The 15,871-nt window shown below is 64.8% G+C and carries 18 protein-coding genes and 1 tRNA gene; 9 read left to right on the forward strand and 10 right to left on the reverse strand.

Going from position 1 to position 15,871, the window contains the following annotated elements; translation table 11 throughout:
• Positions 1-44 precede the first annotated feature (44 nt).
• The 3 genes from pheT to pheS form a co-directional block, all read right to left on the reverse strand.
• A complete protein-coding gene (pheT, locus tag OC450_RS21110; protein WP_262048573.1) occupies positions 45-2,453 on the reverse strand; it encodes a phenylalanine--tRNA ligase subunit beta in 2,409 nt (802 codons plus the stop codon).
• Entirely contained in the window at positions 2,450-2,914 is a 465-nt protein-coding gene (locus OC450_RS21115; RefSeq protein ID WP_262048574.1) for an endonuclease domain-containing protein, read from the reverse strand. Before OC450_RS21115 ends, pheT begins: the two co-directional genes overlap by 4 nt.
• Positions 2,915-2,994: 80 nt before the next feature.
• Positions 2,995-4,077: a phenylalanine--tRNA ligase subunit alpha gene (gene pheS / locus OC450_RS21120; RefSeq protein ID WP_211383833.1), complete on the reverse strand. Its 1,083-nt coding sequence runs from the start codon at positions 4,075-4,077 to the stop codon at positions 2,995-2,997.
• A 151-nt stretch (positions 4,078-4,228) separates the two neighbouring features.
• Between pheS and OC450_RS21125 the strand changes: the two genes are divergently transcribed.
• Entirely contained in the window at positions 4,229-4,654 is a 426-nt protein-coding gene (locus OC450_RS21125; RefSeq protein ID WP_262048575.1) for a hypothetical protein, read from the forward strand.
• A gap of 8 nt (positions 4,655-4,662) precedes the next feature.
• Here OC450_RS21125 and rplT read toward each other — a convergent pair whose 3' ends face one another.
• Positions 4,663-5,022 (reverse strand): 50S ribosomal protein L20, encoded by a 360-nt coding sequence (gene rplT / locus OC450_RS21130; protein WP_211383835.1) that lies wholly within the window; start codon positions 5,020-5,022, stop codon positions 4,663-4,665.
• An 81-nt stretch (positions 5,023-5,103) separates the two neighbouring features.
• Positions 5,104-5,304 carry a 50S ribosomal protein L35 gene (gene rpmI / locus OC450_RS21135; protein ID WP_007598540.1) on the reverse strand — a complete coding sequence of 67 codons (201 nt, stop codon included), beginning with the start codon at positions 5,302-5,304 and terminating at the stop codon, positions 5,104-5,106.
• Between the two features lie 273 nt (positions 5,305-5,577).
• Here rpmI and OC450_RS21140 point away from each other — a divergent pair, with 273 nt between their 5' ends.
• Complete coding sequence (locus OC450_RS21140; RefSeq protein ID WP_256807565.1) at positions 5,578-5,982, forward strand: hypothetical protein; 405 nt, start codon at positions 5,578-5,580, stop codon at positions 5,980-5,982.
• A gap of 167 nt (positions 5,983-6,149) precedes the next feature.
• On the opposite strand, the gene infC is transcribed toward OC450_RS21140, so the two are convergent.
• Positions 6,150-6,689, reverse strand: coding sequence for a translation initiation factor IF-3 (infC, locus tag OC450_RS21145; RefSeq protein ID WP_211384211.1), 540 nt, complete (start codon positions 6,687-6,689; stop codon positions 6,150-6,152).
• A 247-nt stretch (positions 6,690-6,936) separates the two neighbouring features.
• Here infC and OC450_RS21150 point away from each other — a divergent pair, with 247 nt between their 5' ends.
• Both OC450_RS21150 and OC450_RS21155 read left to right on the forward strand, forming a co-directional pair.
• A complete protein-coding gene (locus tag OC450_RS21150) occupies positions 6,937-7,749 on the forward strand; it encodes an alpha/beta hydrolase (protein WP_262048576.1) in 813 nt (270 codons plus the stop codon).
• Between the two features lie 34 nt (positions 7,750-7,783).
• The gene (locus OC450_RS21155) at positions 7,784-8,251 is read left to right on the forward strand and encodes a nuclear transport factor 2 family protein (protein WP_262048577.1); all 468 of its coding nucleotides are present in this window, start codon (positions 7,784-7,786) and stop codon (positions 8,249-8,251) included.
• A 5-nt stretch (positions 8,252-8,256) separates the two neighbouring features.
• On the opposite strand, the gene OC450_RS21160 is transcribed toward OC450_RS21155, so the two are convergent.
• The 3 genes from OC450_RS21160 to OC450_RS21170 all read right to left on the reverse strand — a co-directional run bounded on the left by OC450_RS21160 (position 8,257) and on the right by OC450_RS21170 (position 11,030).
• Positions 8,257-9,054 carry a thioesterase family protein gene (locus OC450_RS21160; protein WP_262048578.1) on the reverse strand — a complete coding sequence of 266 codons (798 nt, stop codon included), beginning with the start codon at positions 9,052-9,054 and terminating at the stop codon, positions 8,257-8,259.
• A gap of 147 nt (positions 9,055-9,201) precedes the next feature.
• Positions 9,202-10,389 carry a tRNA epoxyqueuosine(34) reductase QueG gene (queG, locus tag OC450_RS21165; RefSeq protein WP_256807570.1) on the reverse strand — a complete coding sequence of 396 codons (1,188 nt, stop codon included), beginning with the start codon at positions 10,387-10,389 and terminating at the stop codon, positions 9,202-9,204.
• Positions 10,338-11,030, reverse strand: coding sequence for a glutathione S-transferase family protein (locus tag OC450_RS21170; RefSeq protein ID WP_211383841.1), 693 nt, complete (start codon positions 11,028-11,030; stop codon positions 10,338-10,340). Before OC450_RS21170 ends, queG begins: the two co-directional genes overlap by 52 nt.
• 169 nt (positions 11,031-11,199) lie before the next feature.
• On the opposite strand from OC450_RS21170, the gene OC450_RS21175 reads away from it, so the two are divergent.
• Entirely contained in the window at positions 11,200-12,006 is an 807-nt protein-coding gene (locus OC450_RS21175) for an undecaprenyl-diphosphate phosphatase (protein ID WP_211383842.1), read from the forward strand.
• Between the two features lie 46 nt (positions 12,007-12,052).
• Here OC450_RS21175 and OC450_RS21180 read toward each other — a convergent pair whose 3' ends face one another.
• Positions 12,053-13,018, reverse strand: coding sequence for a complex I NDUFA9 subunit family protein (locus tag OC450_RS21180; RefSeq protein ID WP_256807574.1), 966 nt, complete (start codon positions 13,016-13,018; stop codon positions 12,053-12,055).
• 148 nt (positions 13,019-13,166) lie between these two features.
• Here OC450_RS21180 and OC450_RS21185 point away from each other — a divergent pair.
• The 4 genes from OC450_RS21185 to OC450_RS21200 all read left to right on the forward strand — a co-directional run bounded on the left by OC450_RS21185 (position 13,167) and on the right by OC450_RS21200 (position 15,798).
• Positions 13,167-13,253: transfer RNA gene (locus OC450_RS21185), tRNA-Leu, on the forward strand.
• Positions 13,254-13,590: 337 nt separating this feature from the next.
• On the forward strand, positions 13,591-14,205 hold the full coding sequence (locus tag OC450_RS21190; RefSeq protein WP_211383844.1) for a ribonuclease D: 615 nt from the start codon (positions 13,591-13,593) through the stop codon (positions 14,203-14,205).
• 145 nt (positions 14,206-14,350) lie between these two features.
• A complete protein-coding gene (gene lptC, locus OC450_RS21195) occupies positions 14,351-15,082 on the forward strand; it encodes an LPS export ABC transporter periplasmic protein LptC (RefSeq protein WP_211383845.1) in 732 nt (243 codons plus the stop codon).
• Positions 15,083-15,087: 5 nt separating this feature from the next.
• The gene (locus OC450_RS21200; RefSeq protein WP_211383846.1) at positions 15,088-15,798 is read left to right on the forward strand and encodes an LptA/OstA family protein; all 711 of its coding nucleotides are present in this window, start codon (positions 15,088-15,090) and stop codon (positions 15,796-15,798) included.
• The last annotated feature ends 73 nt before the right edge of the window (positions 15,799-15,871 follow it).

The raw sequence follows: 15,871 nt of genomic DNA on the forward strand, positions 1-15,871 counted from the left end.
CTGGAGCATGATGTCGTCCGAAAACCGCTTCGCACTTTTCGGCATCATGCTCTCAACGTGCCGCCGGTCTTCTTCGTGACCTCGGCCACGATCTTCGCGGCGACGGCCTCGATCTCCTGGTCGGTCAGGGTCTTCTCGCGCGGCTGGATCGTCACTGCGATCGCGATCGACTTCTTGTCGTCATCGATGCCCTTGCCTTCGTAGACGTCGAACACGTTGACGCCGGTGATCAGCTTCTTGTCGACGCCCTGGGCTGCGCGCACGATGTCGCCGGCCTTCACGGTGCGGTCGACAATGAAGGCGAAGTCGCGCGACACCGGCTGGAATGCCGACAGCTCGATCACGGGCTTGGCGCGGGTCGGCTTCTTCTTTGCTTCGGGCACGCGGTCGAGGATTACCTCGAACACCATCAGCGGGCCGTCGGCGCCGAGCGCCTCGAGCGCGCGCGGATGCATCTCGCCGAAATGGCCGAGCACGTTCTGCGGCCCGATCTGGATCGTGCCGGAGCGGCCCGGGTGCAGCCAGGCCGGACCGCCGGCGATGATCTGCAGCGCCTGCATCGGCGCGCCGGCCGCGGCCAGCACAGCGAGCGCGTCCGCCTTGGCATCGAAGACGTCAGCCTGCGCCGAGCCCGACCAGTGCCGGCCGAGACCCTCGGACGACGCAAAGCCGCGACGCACGCCGCTTGCCGCCATGAACTGATCCTGCGGCCGATCGCCCTTGAAGATCTGGCCGACCTCGAACAGCGCGACATCGCCAAAGCCGCGATCGGCATTGGCCTGCGCCGCGGCGATCAGGCCCGCCAGCAGGGTAGGGCGCATGTCGGAGAGATCCGCCGCGATCGGGTTGGCGACTTCGAGCTCGCGCTGGCCGCCTCCGAACAGCTTTGCCGCAGCTTTCGTGATGAACGACCAAGTCACCGCTTCGACGATGCCGCGGCCCGCCAGCGCGCGCTTGGCGCGGCGGGTGCGGAGCTGAAGCGGGGTCAGCACGGATTTCCGGGCGTCCTCGCCGCGCTCGAACGGCGTCATCGGCACCTTGTCGACGCCATAGATGCGGACGACTTCCTCGACGATGTCGGCCTTGCCGTGCACGTCGGTGCGCCAGGACGGCACCGCGACCTTCACCACCGGACCCGGGCCCGCCATCATGAAGCCGAGATGGGTCAGGATGCGCTTCATCTCCGGCTGCGGGACCTCGATCCCGGAGAGGCGCTTAACTTCCGTCACCGGGAAATCGATCACGCGGTCATCGCCAAAGGCTTTGCCGACCACGACGTTCTCCGACGGCGTGCCGCCGCACATTTCCATCACGAGTTTCGTGGCGAGCTCCAGCCCGGGCACCATGAAGGCCGGATCGACGCCGCGCTCGAAGCGGTAGCGTGCATCCGAATTGATGCCGAGCTTGCGCCCGGTCTGGGCGATGTTGATCTCGTTCCACAGCGCCGATTCGATCAGCACGTCGGTGGTGGCCTCGTCGCAGCCCGAGGCCTCGCCGCCCATGATGCCGGCGAGCGATTCGACGCCGTGCTCGTCCGCGATCACGCAAGTAGCTGGATCGAGATTGTAGCTGCGGCCGTCGAGCGCCAGCAGCGTCTCGCCGTCGCGGGCGCGGCGCACCACGAGATTGCCCTTGACCTTCCTGGCGTCGAACACGTGCAGCGGCCGCGCACGGTCGTAGGTCATGAAGTTGGTGATGTCGACCAGCGCGTTGATCGGGCGCAGCCCGATCGCGGTCAGCCGCTTCTGCAGCCATTCCGGCGACGGCCCGTTCTTGACGCCGCGCACGAGGCGAAGCGCGAAGCCCGGACAGAGCGTCGCGTCCTCGACCGTGACCTTCACGGGGCAGGGGAATTCGCCCTTGATCGGCTTGATGGTCGGGTCCTTGAACTTGCCCATGTCGGCGGCGGCAAGATCGCGCGCGATGCCGTGCACGCCGGTGCAATCCTGCCGGTTCGGCGTCAGATTGATCTCGACCACGGGATCGCCGAGCGCGGCCCATTCGGCGTAAGCAGCGCCGATCGGCGCGTCCGCCGGCAATTCCATGATGCCGTCATGGTCGTTGGAGATCTGCAGCTCGGCCGCCGAGCACAGCATGCCGCGGCTCTCGACGCCGCGGATGGTGCCGACACCGAGCGTGATGTCCTTGCCGGGAATGTAGGTGCCGGGGGCTGAGAACACGCTGACCAGTCCCGCACGCGCATTCGGCGCGCCGCACACGACCTGCACCGGTGCGGCACCGTTCCCGGTGTCCACCATGCAGACGCGCAGGCGATCCGCATTCGGATGCTGCTCGGCCGAGATCACCTTCGCGATGGTGAAAGGCTTCAGCGCCGTCGCCTTGTCCTCGATGTTCTCGACCTCGAGCCCGATCATGGTGAGCTTCTCGGCGAGCCTGTCCAGCGGCTCGTCGGTCTCGAGATGATCCTTCAGCCAGGAGAGGGTGAATTTCATGGCTGTCTGCCTCGGCTCTTGTCGGTGGAATTGCTTTGGTCGGTGTCAGTGTTCCCTCCCCCCTTGTGGGGGAGGGTCAGGGGGGGGGGTGAGCCGCGGGCTCCGGCGGAAGCTGCTTGGCGGATGGCCTCAACAACGCCTTCCAGGTTCGACATCACCTGCTCATTGGTGAAACGAAGAACGCGAAAGCCCTCGGCTGCGAAGAATGCATCGCGACGCTGGTCCATCTTCTGACGCTCTTCGAAATCGTGAGATTCACCATCGACCTCGATGACGAGCTTTGAGGAGAAACAAACGAAGTCAGCGATGTAATTTCCGACCGGCGCCTGGCGTCGGATGCCGACACCGTCCATGCGATTGGCTTTCAAATATCGCCACAGCAGTGTTTCGGCGCGCGTCATCGCCTGGCGAAGCTGCTTCGCCCGGCGGCGTTGACGTTCGCTTACAACTGCGTGCGGCATCCGCGGCTACCCCCCTCCCTGACCCTCCCCCACAAGGGGGGAGGGAACGGAGAGAGCCTTCGTGTGTCCGGGCGCAGCCATCACGAGCTCAGCCCTCCCGCGAGCGTGGGCACTTCGAGCGGCTTGAAGCCGTAATGGGACAGCCAGCGGACGTCGCTGTCGAACAGTTGGCGCAGATCGGCGATGCCGTATTTCAGCATGGCGATGCGGTCGATGCCCATGCCCCAGGCAAAGCCCTGGTATTCGTCGGGATCGATGCCGCAGGCGCGCAGCACGTTCGGATGCACCATGCCGCAGCCGAGAATCTCGAGCCAGTCCTCGCCCTCGCCGAAGCGGATCTCGCCCTTGTCGCGGCGGCACTGGATGTCGACTTCGAGCGACGGTTCGGTGAACGGGAAGAACGAGGGACGGAAGCGCATGTTGATGTGGTCGACCTCGAAGAACGCCTTGCAGAACTCGTGCAGGATCCATTTGAGGTGGCCGAGATGCGAGTGCTTGTCTATGACGAGGCCTTCGACCTGGTGGAATTGCGGCGTGTGGGTCGCATCCGAATCGATGCGGTAGGTGCGGCCCGGGCAGATCACGCGGATTGGCGGCTTCTGGCTCAGCATGGTGCGCACCTGCACCGGCGAGGTGTGGGTGCGGAGCAGCATGCGCGAGCCGTCCTCCTTCGGATGGAAGAAGAAGGTGTCGTGCATCTCGCGCGCGGGATGGCCTTCCGGGAAATTCAGCTTGGTGAAGTTGTAGTCGTCCGTCTCGATGTCGGGGCCTTCGGCGACCGAGAATCCCATGTCGGCGAAGATCGTGGTGAGCTCGTCCCAGACCTGGCTCAGCGGGTGGATGCGGCCGGCCTCAGTCGGCGCATCGCGCAGCGGCAGGGTGACGTCGATGGTTTCGGAAGCGAGCCGCGCATCGAGCGCTGCGGACTTGAGCACGTCGCGCCGCGTGGTGAGCGCCTCGGTGACCTTGTCCTTGGCCTGGTTGATCGCAGCGCCCTGCGTCTTGCGCTCGTCCGGCGACATCTTGCCGAGCGTGGCTAGGAGCGCCGAGATCGAACCCTTCTTGCCGAGGGCTGCGACGCGCACCGCTTCGAGGGCGGCTTCATCGCCGGCGGCGGCGATCTGGTCGAGGATGGATGTTTCGAGCGTTGCGAGGTCGGACACAGTCAAATCCTTGCTGCCAAATTCGGCTGGGTTGTCGCCGCCCGAAGGCCGTAACGTCAAGCAAAAAGCCGGTCATTTCGGGCTGAAGAACGGCTGGGTTGAACCTCACGCGGGGGCCCGGCACCAAGGGGGAAACGAGGAGACTTCCGCGATGCTTTCGAAATCCTGCCTTGAAGTTCTTCTTGCCGCTCTCGCCGTCGTTCTATCCGTCGCCGGGACGCCTGCGCGCGCCATGGTCTGCATGGACAAATCCATGACTCTGGACGAGGTCGCCGACGCCATCAGTGCCCAGAAGAGCTGCGAAAGCGCGATGAAGGTCTTCAAGGATTGCGAATTGACCGCGAGCGGCGACGTCGAACTCGGTGCCGCCGTCGAGAAGAAATGCGAGGCGGACTTCAAGCCCGGCCTCAACGCCGCGCAGGCACAGGCCTACCAACGCGAGATGCGCGTGTGCGACGGCAAGTACCGGAACAAGTCCGGCACCATGTATCTCTCGTTCACTGCATTCTGCCGGGCGGAGGTCGCCCAGCGTTACTCGCAACGCGCGCTGAAGGCTGCGGGCCAGAAGGCCCGCTAGCGCAAGCCTCAGGCGGCCAGCGCGGCCTTGGCCTTCTCGGCGATCGCCTGGAACGCCGCGGGCTCGCTGATCGCGAGATCCGATAGCACCTTGCGGTCCACGGTGATGCCGGACTTGGCCATGCCGTCGATAAATCGGCTGTAGGTCAGGCCGAACGGACGGACGGCGGCATTGATGCGCTGGATCCAGAGCGCGCGGAACGTCCGCTTCTTGCGCTTGCGATCGCGGAAGGCGTAAACCAGAGCCTTCTCGACCGCCGGCTTGGCGGTGCGGATGGTGTTCTTGCGGCGGCCGCGGAAACCCTTGGCGGCCTTGTAGACTTTCTTGTGCTTGGCGTGGGCGGTCACACCGCGTTTGACGCGAGACATGACAAATATCCTTCGAAAGATGACTTAGTTTTGGGATCGCCGCGAAAGCTGCGGCGCTGGCGGCAATGATCGTGGACGCGATCAGGCGTTCGGCAAGAAGTACTTCTTGACGTTGTCGCCGTCGGTCTTGAACAGCACGGCCGTGCCGCGCAGCTGACGGATCTGCTTCTTCGTCCGCTTGATCATGCCGTGACGCTTGCTGCGATGGGCGAACATCACTTTGCCGGTGGCAGTCACCTTGAAGCGCTTTTTTGCGCCCGATTTGGTCTTCAGCTTGGGCATTTGGCTCTCCTAATGGCCACAGAAATCCGCCCGCGAAGGCGGCTGGGCCGTCAAAATGCTCTATTAGAGCGTTGATTGTGCTCAGGTTTTTGCGAACTAGCGCAAAACCCGCACGGAACACCGCCACGGCAGCCCTTAATCAGCCGGGCGATGAAGGCTGGGCTTATGCCAGAGGACAGGCCGATTGGCAACGATGAACCGGCGCAACCTGCCCGGCGACTATCCGGAATCGCGACCTCATGTCCAAGCCTTGTCGCCCGGAGCAGGACCCAAATGGCCCCTTTTTCCCGAATGCTTTCGTCTTTGACCGATGTCGCTCGTCCGCGCCGCCTGGCGCTGTTGGCCGTGCTCGCCGTGGCTGCGTTTCCCTCGACCGCAGATGCCCGCCTCGGCGGATATGACGGCGTCTGGAACGTCACCTTCGCCACCACGCGCGGAAATTGCAGCTCCGGCTACAGCGTCCCCTTCACCGTCACCGGCAGCCGGGTCTCGTCCGCCGGCGGAGGCCGGGTCTCCGGCAAGGTCAATCGCGGCGGCGCCGTCGCGGTCCAGGTTTCCGTCGGGGCGTCCCACGCCACTGGCGGCGGCCGGCTCGCCGGCGTCGCCGGGACCGGCTCCTGGAACGGAATCATCTCCGGCGATCGCTGCAGCGGCACCTGGCAGGCGACGCGGAACTAGTGAGGAAAGCGACCGCCAAGATGGCGATCGGCAACCTCTCCCGCAGGCGGGAGAGGTTGCAGCGGCGCTTGCGGCTTGCACCTCGCCCAAAACAAAACGGCCCGCCGGAGATCCGGACGGGCCGTTGAATTCCTTGGCCTAAAGAGCCGGGGCCTCAAGAGCCGGTGTCAGCGCGGTGCCAGCACCATGACGACCTGACGGCCCTCGAACCGCGCGTCCTGCTCGACCTTGGCGAGCTCGGCGACGTCGGTCTTGATCTTGTCGAGCAGCTTGGTGCCGATCTCCTGGTGCGCCATTTCGCGGCCGCGATAACGCAGGGTGATCTTGACCTTGTCACCCTCTTCGAAGAACCGCTGCATCGCGCGCATCTTAACTTCGTAATCGTGGTCGTCGATCATCGGGCGGAGCTTGATCTCCTTGATCTCGACGATCTTCTGCCGCTTGCGGGCTTCGGCGGCTTTTTTCTGCGCGGAATATTTGTACTTCCCGTAGTCCATGATCTTGCAGACGGGAGGGCTGACATTCGGCGAGATCTCGACCAGATCCATGCCGGCTTCCTGGGCCATGCGGATAGCCGCGACGGTCTCGACCGTGCCTTTGTTGTCACCGGTCTGATCGATCAGCTGGATCTGCGCATTGCGAATATCGTCATTGATGCGCGGCCCGTCTTTGGCGGCAACGGGCGGGGCTTTATTGGGACGGCGAATGGGTGGTTCTCCAAAGTTGTGAAAGAGGCAGCTATCTTGCAGGAAGATACGTTTGCCGGCAAGCAATTCGCTCGTGCGAGGGGCGAAAAAGCCTCAAATGCGAGGCATTTTGGCCACGCCCGGGCACGCTGACCACATAGACACCTTGCTTCTGTTCCGCAAGCGTCCCAAAGGGCCAATGCCGGTGTCCAATGCGCCGCAAAGCAGATCCGAGCAGCTCAAACCGCACAGCCAGAGTAAACGTTCCATGACCAACGCAATTCCCGATGCCGTGCTCGACTTCATCGATGTGGGCGAGGGCCAGTCTGCGCGCAGGATCGCGGTGCGCCGCCGCGCGGGCCAACAATCTGGCCAAGGACCCGGGCTGGTCTGGCTCGGCGGGTTCAAATCGGACATGCAGGGCAGCAAGGCCGTTGCGCTGGACGACTGGGCCCGGGCGCAGGGCCGCGCTGTGGTCCGGTTCGACTATTCCGGCCACGGCGAATCCGGCGGCGATTTCGCCGACGGCACCATCGGGCGCTGGCTTGAGGAAAGCGTCGCGGTGGTCGAACGCTTCTGCGACGGCCCGCAGGTTCTGATCGGCTCCTCCATGGGCGGCTGGATGGCGCTGCTGCTCGCGCGTGAGATCGGGAAGCGGCAAGAGAAACCGCAAGCCAAGGCGTCGCTCGCAGGCCTGGTGCTGATCGCCCCGGCACCCGACTTCACCGAGGAGCTGATGTGGAAGAATTTTTCGCCCGCGGTAAAGCAGGAGATCGAGACCAAGGGCGTCTGGATGCGGCCGTCGGATTATGGCGACGGCTCGCCCTATCCGATCACGCGGAAACTGATCGAGGAAGGGCGGAATCATCTGCTGCTCGGCAGCGCGATCGATCTCGGCTGCCCGGTCCGCATCCTGCAAGGCGCACAGGATCCGGACGTGCCCTGGCAGCACGCCTTCGCGCTGACCCATCGCCTGCCGGCCGACGATGTCGTACTGACGATGATCCAGGACGGCGACCATCGGCTGTCGCGCCCGCAGGACATCGCGCGCATTCTTGCAGCGGTCGCCGAGATCGGGTGAAGTGTCTCCAAACGCGAAGCCGGGAGAAACGCCGATGACCAGCGCCGAAATGCTGCGCGCCTTCTGCGATGCCGTCGAGCAGCGCAACGGCCGTGCCTTTGCCGATCTCTTCACCGAGGACGGCGTCTATCACGACGTGTTCTACGGCGCCTTCGAAGGCCGCGAGAAGATCGCCGCGCTGATTGACGACTGGTTCTATCGCACGGCGACCGATTTCCGCTGGGACATGCACGATCCCGTCACCGACGGCACCACGCTCTATGCGCGCTACACCTTCAGCTACAGAACAACCTTGCCGGAAGCGAACGGCGCGCGGGCGATGTTCGAGGGTGTCGCGATCATGACGCTGCGTGACGGCAGGATCGCTTTCTATCACGAGGTCGCCAACACCGCGCCGGCGTTCGTCGATTTGAAGTTCGCGCCTGAAAGAATCGCGAAGATCGTCGCCAGGCAGGGTGCGGAACTGAAGGCGCGGCCGGAGATGAAGCGGCATCTGCTTTAGCTGCACTACCGCTTCGACGGATTCGCCATCGGCTTGCGCTGCGCCAGGGCTGCGACCGTGGCGGTGCCGATCGGGCCCTGTTCGTCGTAGAGCCAGCATTCGCCGATCGCCACGCCATCGGTGGCCTGGTGGTTCACCACGTCGAAGCCGATCCAGTTCGTCACCGGCAGGCGGTGCAGATAGATCGTGACGTCGCTGTTGATGTAGCCGAGCCCCTTGTCGCCGGCGTTTGCAAACGGGCTGGCGAAATCGGCTCCAACAGCGACATGGACGAAGGGCGTCATCGGCACGCCCGCGACCAGCTCGCGCACCTCGCTCATCCAGAGCCGGCGCGGACCCAGCGAGCCCATATGGCCGACGATCGGCCGTGTCGCCCATTTGCCGTTCATGCCGAGCCGCGGATCGGTCGGCTTGGGGATGTCGGCCGGTTTCGGCACGTCCCAGTTCGGCGGCGACCAGACGTTGCCGTCCGGATTCTGCGTCCGCCGCAACAGCTGGCACGAGGCGCGTGCCATGCTGACGCCGCCGGACAGGAACTCCGCTTCCACCACGCGGATGCGCAAGCCGTCGCGCACCAGCCGCGTCGTCACCTCGATCGGCTTGTCGATGGTGGGAAGCCGAAACATGTCGACGGTCAGCCGCGCCGGCACCAATTCCGGGCCCGAATGGCGCTCCTCGATGGCGAAGCCGAGCAGGCCGACGATGACGCGTCCGTGCAGCGATTTCGGATCCCAGGGACCGTTGGCGACTTCCGTCGGATGGAATGTATCGCCGTCGCGGGTGAAGAAAGGCATGTTTGTCATGGCCCGCGAGCTTGAAGGAAGCGGCGGGGAAATCAAGATGCTCAACCCTCATGGTGAGGCGCGCGGCACGCGCGTCGCGAACCATGAGAGCCCCGCTGCTGCAGCTTGGCCCGCATCCTTCGAGACCCGCGCGAAGACGCACGCTTCTCAGGATGAGGGTCGGGAAGCTGCCCGCCACTCCTCATGCACGCCGTCGTCGCGCTCGCTGTTCATCGCGGCAGACTTGATCGCCTCGAACTCATCGCGCGACAGCAGCTGCGCCAGCGCCCACACCGCCGCGCAGCGCACCAGCGGACTCGCGTCGTCGAGCAATCGCCGCGCCTCCTCAGCCAGCGCCGCATCGCCGGAATTGCCGATCGCGATCAGCACATTGCGCAGAAAGCGGTCGCGGCCGATGCGCTTGACCGGCGACTTCGTGAACAGCGCACGAAACGAAGCGTCGTCGAGCCGTGCGAGCTCGGCAAGACCCGGCGCGCGCAATGCCTCGCGCGCGGCGAGCTTTGCCTCGCGGCCTTCCTGCGCGAACTTGTTCCAGGGACACGCGGCGAGGCAATCGTCGCAGCCATAGATGCGGTTGCCGATGGCCTTGCGGAATTCGCGCGGGATAGGTCCCTTGTTCTCGATGGTGAGATACGAGATGCAGCGCCGCGCATCGAGCTTGTAGGGCGCGGGAAATGCCGCGGTCGGGCAGATGTCGAGACAGGCCCGGCACGAGCCGCAATGATCGATCTCGGCCGGGTCGCGCGGCAGCTCCAGCGTGGTGTAGATCGCGCCGAGAAACAGCCAGGAGCCGAACTCGCGCGAGACCAGATTGGTGTGCTTGCCTTGCCAGCCGAGACCCGCGGTCTGCGCCAGCGGCTTCTCCATCACCGCCGCGGTGTCGACGAACACCTTCACCTCGGACGGTGCGGCCGCGACCAGCCAGCGCGCCAGCGCCTTCAGGCGCTTCTTGATGAGGTCGTGATAGTCGTCGCCCTGCGCATAGACCGAGATCGCCGCGCGCGTTCGCTGCTTCAGGATCGCGAGCGGATCCTGGTCGGGGCCGTAATTGACGCCGAGCATGATGACGCTGCGCACGTCCTGCCACAGCCCGCGCGGATCGACGCGGCGCTCCGGCTGCGCGGCGAGCCAGTCCATGTCGCCATGGCCGCCCGATGCGATGAATTCGAGGAAATGCTGTCCGGCGCTTTCGATCGTGCCTGGTACCGTTACGCCGATGCAGTCGAAACCGAGCGCGCGTGCCTCGTTGGCCAGCGCTGCCTTCAGTTCAGTCGGGTCGGAGTTCAGAAGTCGAGGTCCACGTAGGTCCGCGATGCCGGCACGCCCGCCAGCCATTCGCTCAGCAGCGGACGGAACGACGGGCGGGATTTCACCCGCGCGTACCACGCCTTTGCTGCGTCGTCCTCGCTCCATGGCACGTCGCCCAGATAGTCGATCGCCGAGAGATGCGCCGCGGCGGCGAGATCCGCGTAGGTGAGCCGGTCGCCGGCGAGGAAGTTACGCGTCTGCGCCAGCCAGCCGATATAGGCCAGATGATAGCGCACGTTTGCCTTCGCTGCGCGCATCACGTCGGCCGAGGGCGCGCCGCCGCCATTGTCCTCGCTCATGAAGCGCTTGTAGATGCGCTCGGTGACGAGCGGGTGTGAGACTTCCTCGAAGAACTTCTCGTTGAACCAGGCCATCAGCCGGCGCACCTCGACGCGCTCGCCGATCGTTTCCGGCATCAGCCGCTTGGGGCCCATGTCGTGCCCATAGGACTCGTCGACATATTCGGCGATGATCGCCGCGCCCGGGATAGGCGGCTGCTCGTCGTCCACCAGCACGGGCGTCGCGCCCGCCGCATTGAGCAGCAGAAAGGCTTCGCGCCGCTCCCAACTGCGCTCTTCAACCAGCTTCAGGTCGAGCCCGTATTCTCCCGCGATCAGGCGGATGAACCGCGAATGCGGACAGAACGGATGATGAAACAGCGTAAACATGAAGCCTTTGACTATTTGATGGTGCTTAAGAATCCATCAATGTTTGTGCGGCGCCACACTAGTCCTTCAAAACCGCGAAGCAAGGGTGCGATGCCGAATTTTGCGATTGCGGGAAAGAGGCGGATGGGCGAGAAGAGCCCCGTTTTTCCAGCGGAAATGGACCGTAAATATGTCAGATGCAATACGGGCAGTGATCCTCGGCATCATCGAGGGTGTGACCGAGTTCCTTCCCGTGTCCTCGACCGGTCACCTGCTGCTTGCGGAGCGCTTCTTCCATCTCGGCGAGGGCGCGTTCTGGGATTCGTTTACGGTTCTGATCCAGCTCGGCGCGATCCTCGCGATCGTCGTGTTGTACTTCAAGAAATTGTGGGACGTCGCGATCGGCATGTTCACGGGCGACGCCGATGCGCGCCGCTTCGTGATCGGCGTGCTGGTGGCGTTCCTGCCCGCTGTCATCGTCGGTCTCGTCGCCGGCAAATACATCAAGAGCATGCTGTTCAATCCATGGGTGGTCTGCTTCTCGCTGATCGTCGGCGGCGCCATCCTGCTCTGGGTCGATCGGCTCGATTTCAAGGCGCGTGAGCACGACGCCACCCGGTTTCCGCTGCTGATGTATCTCTATATCGGCATCGCGCAGTGCGTGGCGATGATCCCGGGCGTGTCGCGCTCCGGCGCCAGCATCGTGGCGGCGATGTTCCTGGGTGCCGACAAGCGCGCGGCGGCGGAGTTCTCGTTCTTCCTCGCCATCCCCACCATGATCGGCGCGTTCGCCTACGATTTCTACAAGAACCGCTCCGAAATGACGATGGACCACATCGGCGTCGTCGCGATCGGCTTCGTGGTGTCGTTCATTACCGCGATCATCGTGGTGAAGACGTTTTTGTCCTACGTCACCCGCCACGGCTTCGTGGTGTTCGCCTGGTGGCGCGTCATCGTCGGCACGCTCGGCCTGATCGCGCTGGCGCTCGGCCGCTAGAGGTCGAACGGGCCGCCGCGCCCGCGAACGGCGAGGCGAAGAGACCCTACGCGCTCTTGCGCTGGAATTGCCCGGCGGCGCGGAAGCGCCAGAGATATTGCGGGGCGATGGCTTCCATCGAATCGGCGGTGATGCCGAGACCTTCCAGCGTCAGGCCGGCGGCCTTGGCCGCATCCGACACGACATTGTCGCGCTCGAGCAGCGTGACCTGGTCAGGCGTCAGCTTGAACGCGCCCGGCGCGAATTGCAGGAAGTTGGCCTTGAAGCGGGCGAGCCCGAACGGCAGCGGCACCAGCATCCGCTCGCGGTCGGTGATCTCCAGGATGGCTTCGATGATCTCGCGCATGGTCAGGACTTCCGGCCCGCCGAGCTCGTAGGTCGCGCCCGGCCTGGCCTTGCCGTCGACGGCATCGGCGATCGCGGTGGCGACGTCGCCGACATAGACCGGCTGCATCCGGGTCGTCCCGCCGATCAGCGGCAGCACCGGCGACATCCGCGCCAGCGCCGCGAAGCGGTTGGTGAACTGGTCCTCGGGGCCGAACACCACGGAGGGACGGAAGATCGTCGCCGACGGCACCGCGGCCAGCACCGCGGCCTCGCCGGCCGCCTTGGCCCTGGCGTAGTGCGAGGGCGATTCCGCGTCGGCGCCGATCGCCGAGACGTGCACCAGGCGCGCACCTGCCGCAGCGGTGGCCTTGGCCACGGCCTCGGCGCCCTTGGCCTGCACCGCGTCAAACGTCTGCGCGCCGCCCTCGGCGAGGATGCCGACCAGGTTGATCACGACATGCGAATCACGCAGCGCCGCCTCGACCGAGGCCGGATAGCGCAGGTTGGCCTGGACGGTGTGGACCTGCCCGACCTTGCCGGAGGGCTGGAGGTATCCGGCTAGTTCCGGCCGCCGCACCGCGACCCGGACCCGATAGTCGCGCCGGCACAGCGCGCGGACGACATTCCGGCCCAAAAACCCCGATCCGCCGAAAACCGTGACGAGAGTTTCCAGATTCGATGCCATGGGATCCATTCCTGCGGGAAGACTGCGTGTTATCAGGCTTGTATCGGGCCGGTTTGCGATGCGCAATCCGCATCCCCAGCCCGGGGCACGCATGAATTGACAACGGCGTCACTGAACCGTAGTAACCGCCTCCGTGCCCAACCGGCATGCCCAGGTGGTGGAATTGGTAGACGCGCTGGCTTCAGGTGCCAGTGGCTTAACGGCCGTGAAGGTTCGAGTCCTTTCCTGGGCACCATCTTTGGCACTGTTTCCCGTTCGATTCTCCCCTTGGGGGATGCTCCGCACGGTGTGCCGCAGTGTCGCGACGTCTTGTCGTAAGGTCTTGGTCGCAACGTCTTGATCGTAAGGTCTTGATCGTAAGGTCTTGATCGTAAGGTCTTGATCGTAAGGTCTTGATCGCACCGCGACATGCGCGATGCGATCGACGTCGTCGCTTTTTTCACCCGTTTGATCTGGTCGCTCCGTCGCGGACGCCCGTGCTTGCGCGGCCGGGCTGCAATGGGTACATCGCGGCCAATCCGAATTAGCCTATTGTGCCGACGCAACCGATTCGCCCGAGGTTTTGAAACGCCATGACCGTACGCCTGCATCGCGGCGACCTGCCGGACCTCTCCCGCTACACCGGAGCGGTGGCGATCGACACCGAGACCATGGGCCTGAACCCGCACCGCGACCGGCTCTGCGTGGTGCAGCTCTCGCCCGGCGACGGCAGCGCCGACGTGGTGCAGATCCCCAAGGGCCACACCGATGCGCCGAACTTGAAGGCCCTGCTGGCCAATCCCGCCAACACGAAAATCTTCCACTTCGCGCGGTTCGACGTCGCAGTGCTGTACCAGACCTTCGGCGTCATGACCGGGCCGATCTACTGCACCAAGATCGCCTCCCGCCTGACCCGCACCTATACCGACCGCCACGGCCTCAAGGACCTCGTGCGCGAGGTGCTCAATGTCGACCTCTCCAAGCAGCAGCAATCCAGCGACTGGGGCGCCGACAGCCTGACCGAGCCGCAGCTCGCCTACGCCGCCTCCGACGTGCTGCATCTGCACGGCTTGCGCGAGCGGCTCGATGCCATGCTGGTGCGCGAGGGCCGCGCCGCGCTGGCAAAGGCCTGTTTCGACTTCCTGCCGACCCGCGCCTTGCTCGATCTCCAGGGCTGGGCCGAAGAGGACATTTTTGCGCATTCCTGAGCGGTTCGGCCGGCTGCTGAGGCGAGTTGCCGCCCCGTTTCGGACACTTTCGTAACGGCCTGTCGCTGGCTGCATGTTTGGGCGTTGCCAGCTACAATGGGGCGACCTTCAACCGGACACGGCGAGCGACACCTCAGGAGCCCAGGTGAATTCGGCCCATAATCCCACCTACGACGCCGCGCTTGCGGCGAAGTTTGCCAGCGCGGCGCGCCACAGCCGCCTGGTGCGGATTCTGCGCATTGCCGTGCCGGGCGCGGTGCTGTTGTCCCTGGCCGCCATTCTCGGCGTCTCGATCTTCAATCCGTTCCGCATGCTGATGCCGAAACTGCCGCTCGATTCCGGAAACATGGTGGTGTCAGGCACCAAGATCACGATGGAATCGCCGCACATGGCCGGCTTCACCCCGGACCAGCGGCCCTACGAGCTCTGGGCCAAGACGGCAACGCAGGACATCACCGATCCCGATCACGTCGATCTTCACGACCTGCGCGCCAAGGTGCTGATGGAAGATCAATCCACCCTGTTCCTGGACGCCCGTACCGGCCGCTTCGACAACAAGCAGCAGCAGCTCGACCTGCACAAGGACATCTTCCTGCGCACCTCGACCGGCTACGAGGCGCGGCTGAACTCCGCCTTCGTCGACATGGGCAAGGGCACGGTCTCCTCGGACGAGCATGTCGACGTCAAGCTGACCAACGGCACGCTGACCGCCGATCGGCTGCGGATCACGGAAGGCGGCGACGTCATTCGCTTCGAGGGCAACGTCGTGATGCACCTGGACAAGCTGGACGACCCCGCCGTTCAGCCTGCACCGCCCGAGCCCGCGCCGCCGGTGAAGACGCGTACGCCCCAGAACAAGTCTGCCAATTCAAAGTGATTTTCATGGCTCCTTTTTTCTCGCGCAACGATAACAAGCGGCGCGCCATCGGCAGCGTCGCCGCGCTCGCCGTCGGCGTCGTGCTGGCCGGTGCGGCAACCGCGCAGAGCACGATGCAAGGCGTGCCGAACGCGATGCAGGGTTTTTCGCAGAACCGCGACCAGCCGATCCAGATCGAAGCCGCCTCGCTCGAGATGCGCGACAAGAAGAAGGAAGCGACCTTCTCCGGCAATGTGAAGGTGATCCAGGGCGATACCACCATGACCTCGAAGACGCTGGTGGTGTTTTACGAGTCCGGCGGCGACAAGCCCGCCACGCCGCAGCCTGCGTCTGCCAAGGGTGCGAAGTCCGCGCCGATTCAGTCGGCGACGCCGGGTCCGGGCGGCAGTTCCTCGATCAAGCGGCTGGAAGCGCGCGGCAATGTCGTCGTCACCCAGAAGGACCAGGTGGTGACGGGCGAGACCGCCGTGTTCGACACCAAGACCAACCTCATCACCATGCTCGGCGGCGTGGTGCTGACGCAGTGCAAGAACGTGCTGCGCGGCGACCGGCTGGCGGTCGACATGACCACGGGCGTGTCGCGTGTGGAATCCGACACCGGCCGGGTGCAGGCACTGCTGCCGCAGGGCGCCGGCAGCGAGTGCGGATCCGGCAGCCCGGCCAAGCCCGGCCCGGGCGCGCCTCTGCAATTGCCCGGCGCAAGTAAACCAAAGTAACTTCAATAAGTTGGGCTGACGCCTCCCGATCCGAGGTTGAAGCTTGGCCGGCGAGACTGTATTTACCGCGAAG

Source organism: Bradyrhizobium sp. Bra78 (assembly GCF_024519855.1).
Lineage (GTDB): Bacteria > Pseudomonadota > Alphaproteobacteria > Rhizobiales > Xanthobacteraceae > Bradyrhizobium > Bradyrhizobium japonicum_G.

Bases quoted from the DNA above. Each gene is read 5' to 3' on its own strand.
- rplT (WP_211383835.1), bottom strand. From the start codon at position 5,022: ATGTCTCGCGTCAAACGCGGTGTGACCGCCCACGCCAAGCACAAGAAA.
- OC450_RS21180 (WP_256807574.1), bottom strand. From the start codon at position 13,018: ATGGCATCGAATCTGGAAACTCTCGTCACGGTTTTCGGCGGATCGGGG.
- OC450_RS21175 (WP_211383842.1), top strand. From the start codon at position 11,200: ATGTCAGATGCAATACGGGCAGTGATCCTCGGCATCATCGAGGGTGTG.
- OC450_RS21125 (WP_262048575.1), top strand. From the start codon at position 4,229: ATGCTTTCGAAATCCTGCCTTGAAGTTCTTCTTGCCGCTCTCGCCGTC.
- OC450_RS21170 (WP_211383841.1), bottom strand. From the start codon at position 11,030: ATGTTTACGCTGTTTCATCATCCGTTCTGTCCGCATTCGCGGTTCATC.
- OC450_RS21200 (WP_211383846.1), top strand. From the start codon at position 15,088: ATGGCTCCTTTTTTCTCGCGCAACGATAACAAGCGGCGCGCCATCGGC.
- OC450_RS21115 (WP_262048574.1), bottom strand. From the start codon at position 2,914: ATGCCGCACGCAGTTGTAAGCGAACGTCAACGCCGCCGGGCGAAGCAG.
- OC450_RS21160 (WP_262048578.1), bottom strand. From the start codon at position 9,054: ATGACAAACATGCCTTTCTTCACCCGCGACGGCGATACATTCCATCCG.
- rpmI (WP_007598540.1), bottom strand. From the start codon at position 5,304: ATGCCCAAGCTGAAGACCAAATCGGGCGCAAAAAAGCGCTTCAAGGTG.
- OC450_RS21140 (WP_256807565.1), top strand. From the start codon at position 5,578: ATGGCCCCTTTTTCCCGAATGCTTTCGTCTTTGACCGATGTCGCTCGT.
- OC450_RS21155 (WP_262048577.1), top strand. From the start codon at position 7,784: ATGACCAGCGCCGAAATGCTGCGCGCCTTCTGCGATGCCGTCGAGCAG.
- queG (WP_256807570.1), bottom strand. From the start codon at position 10,389: ATGGCTGGCGGGCGTGCCGGCATCGCGGACCTACGTGGACCTCGACTT.
- OC450_RS21150 (WP_262048576.1), top strand. From the start codon at position 6,937: ATGACCAACGCAATTCCCGATGCCGTGCTCGACTTCATCGATGTGGGC.
- OC450_RS21190 (WP_211383844.1), top strand. From the start codon at position 13,591: ATGACCGTACGCCTGCATCGCGGCGACCTGCCGGACCTCTCCCGCTAC.
- pheT (WP_262048573.1), bottom strand. From the start codon at position 2,453: ATGAAATTCACCCTCTCCTGGCTGAAGGATCATCTCGAGACCGACGAG.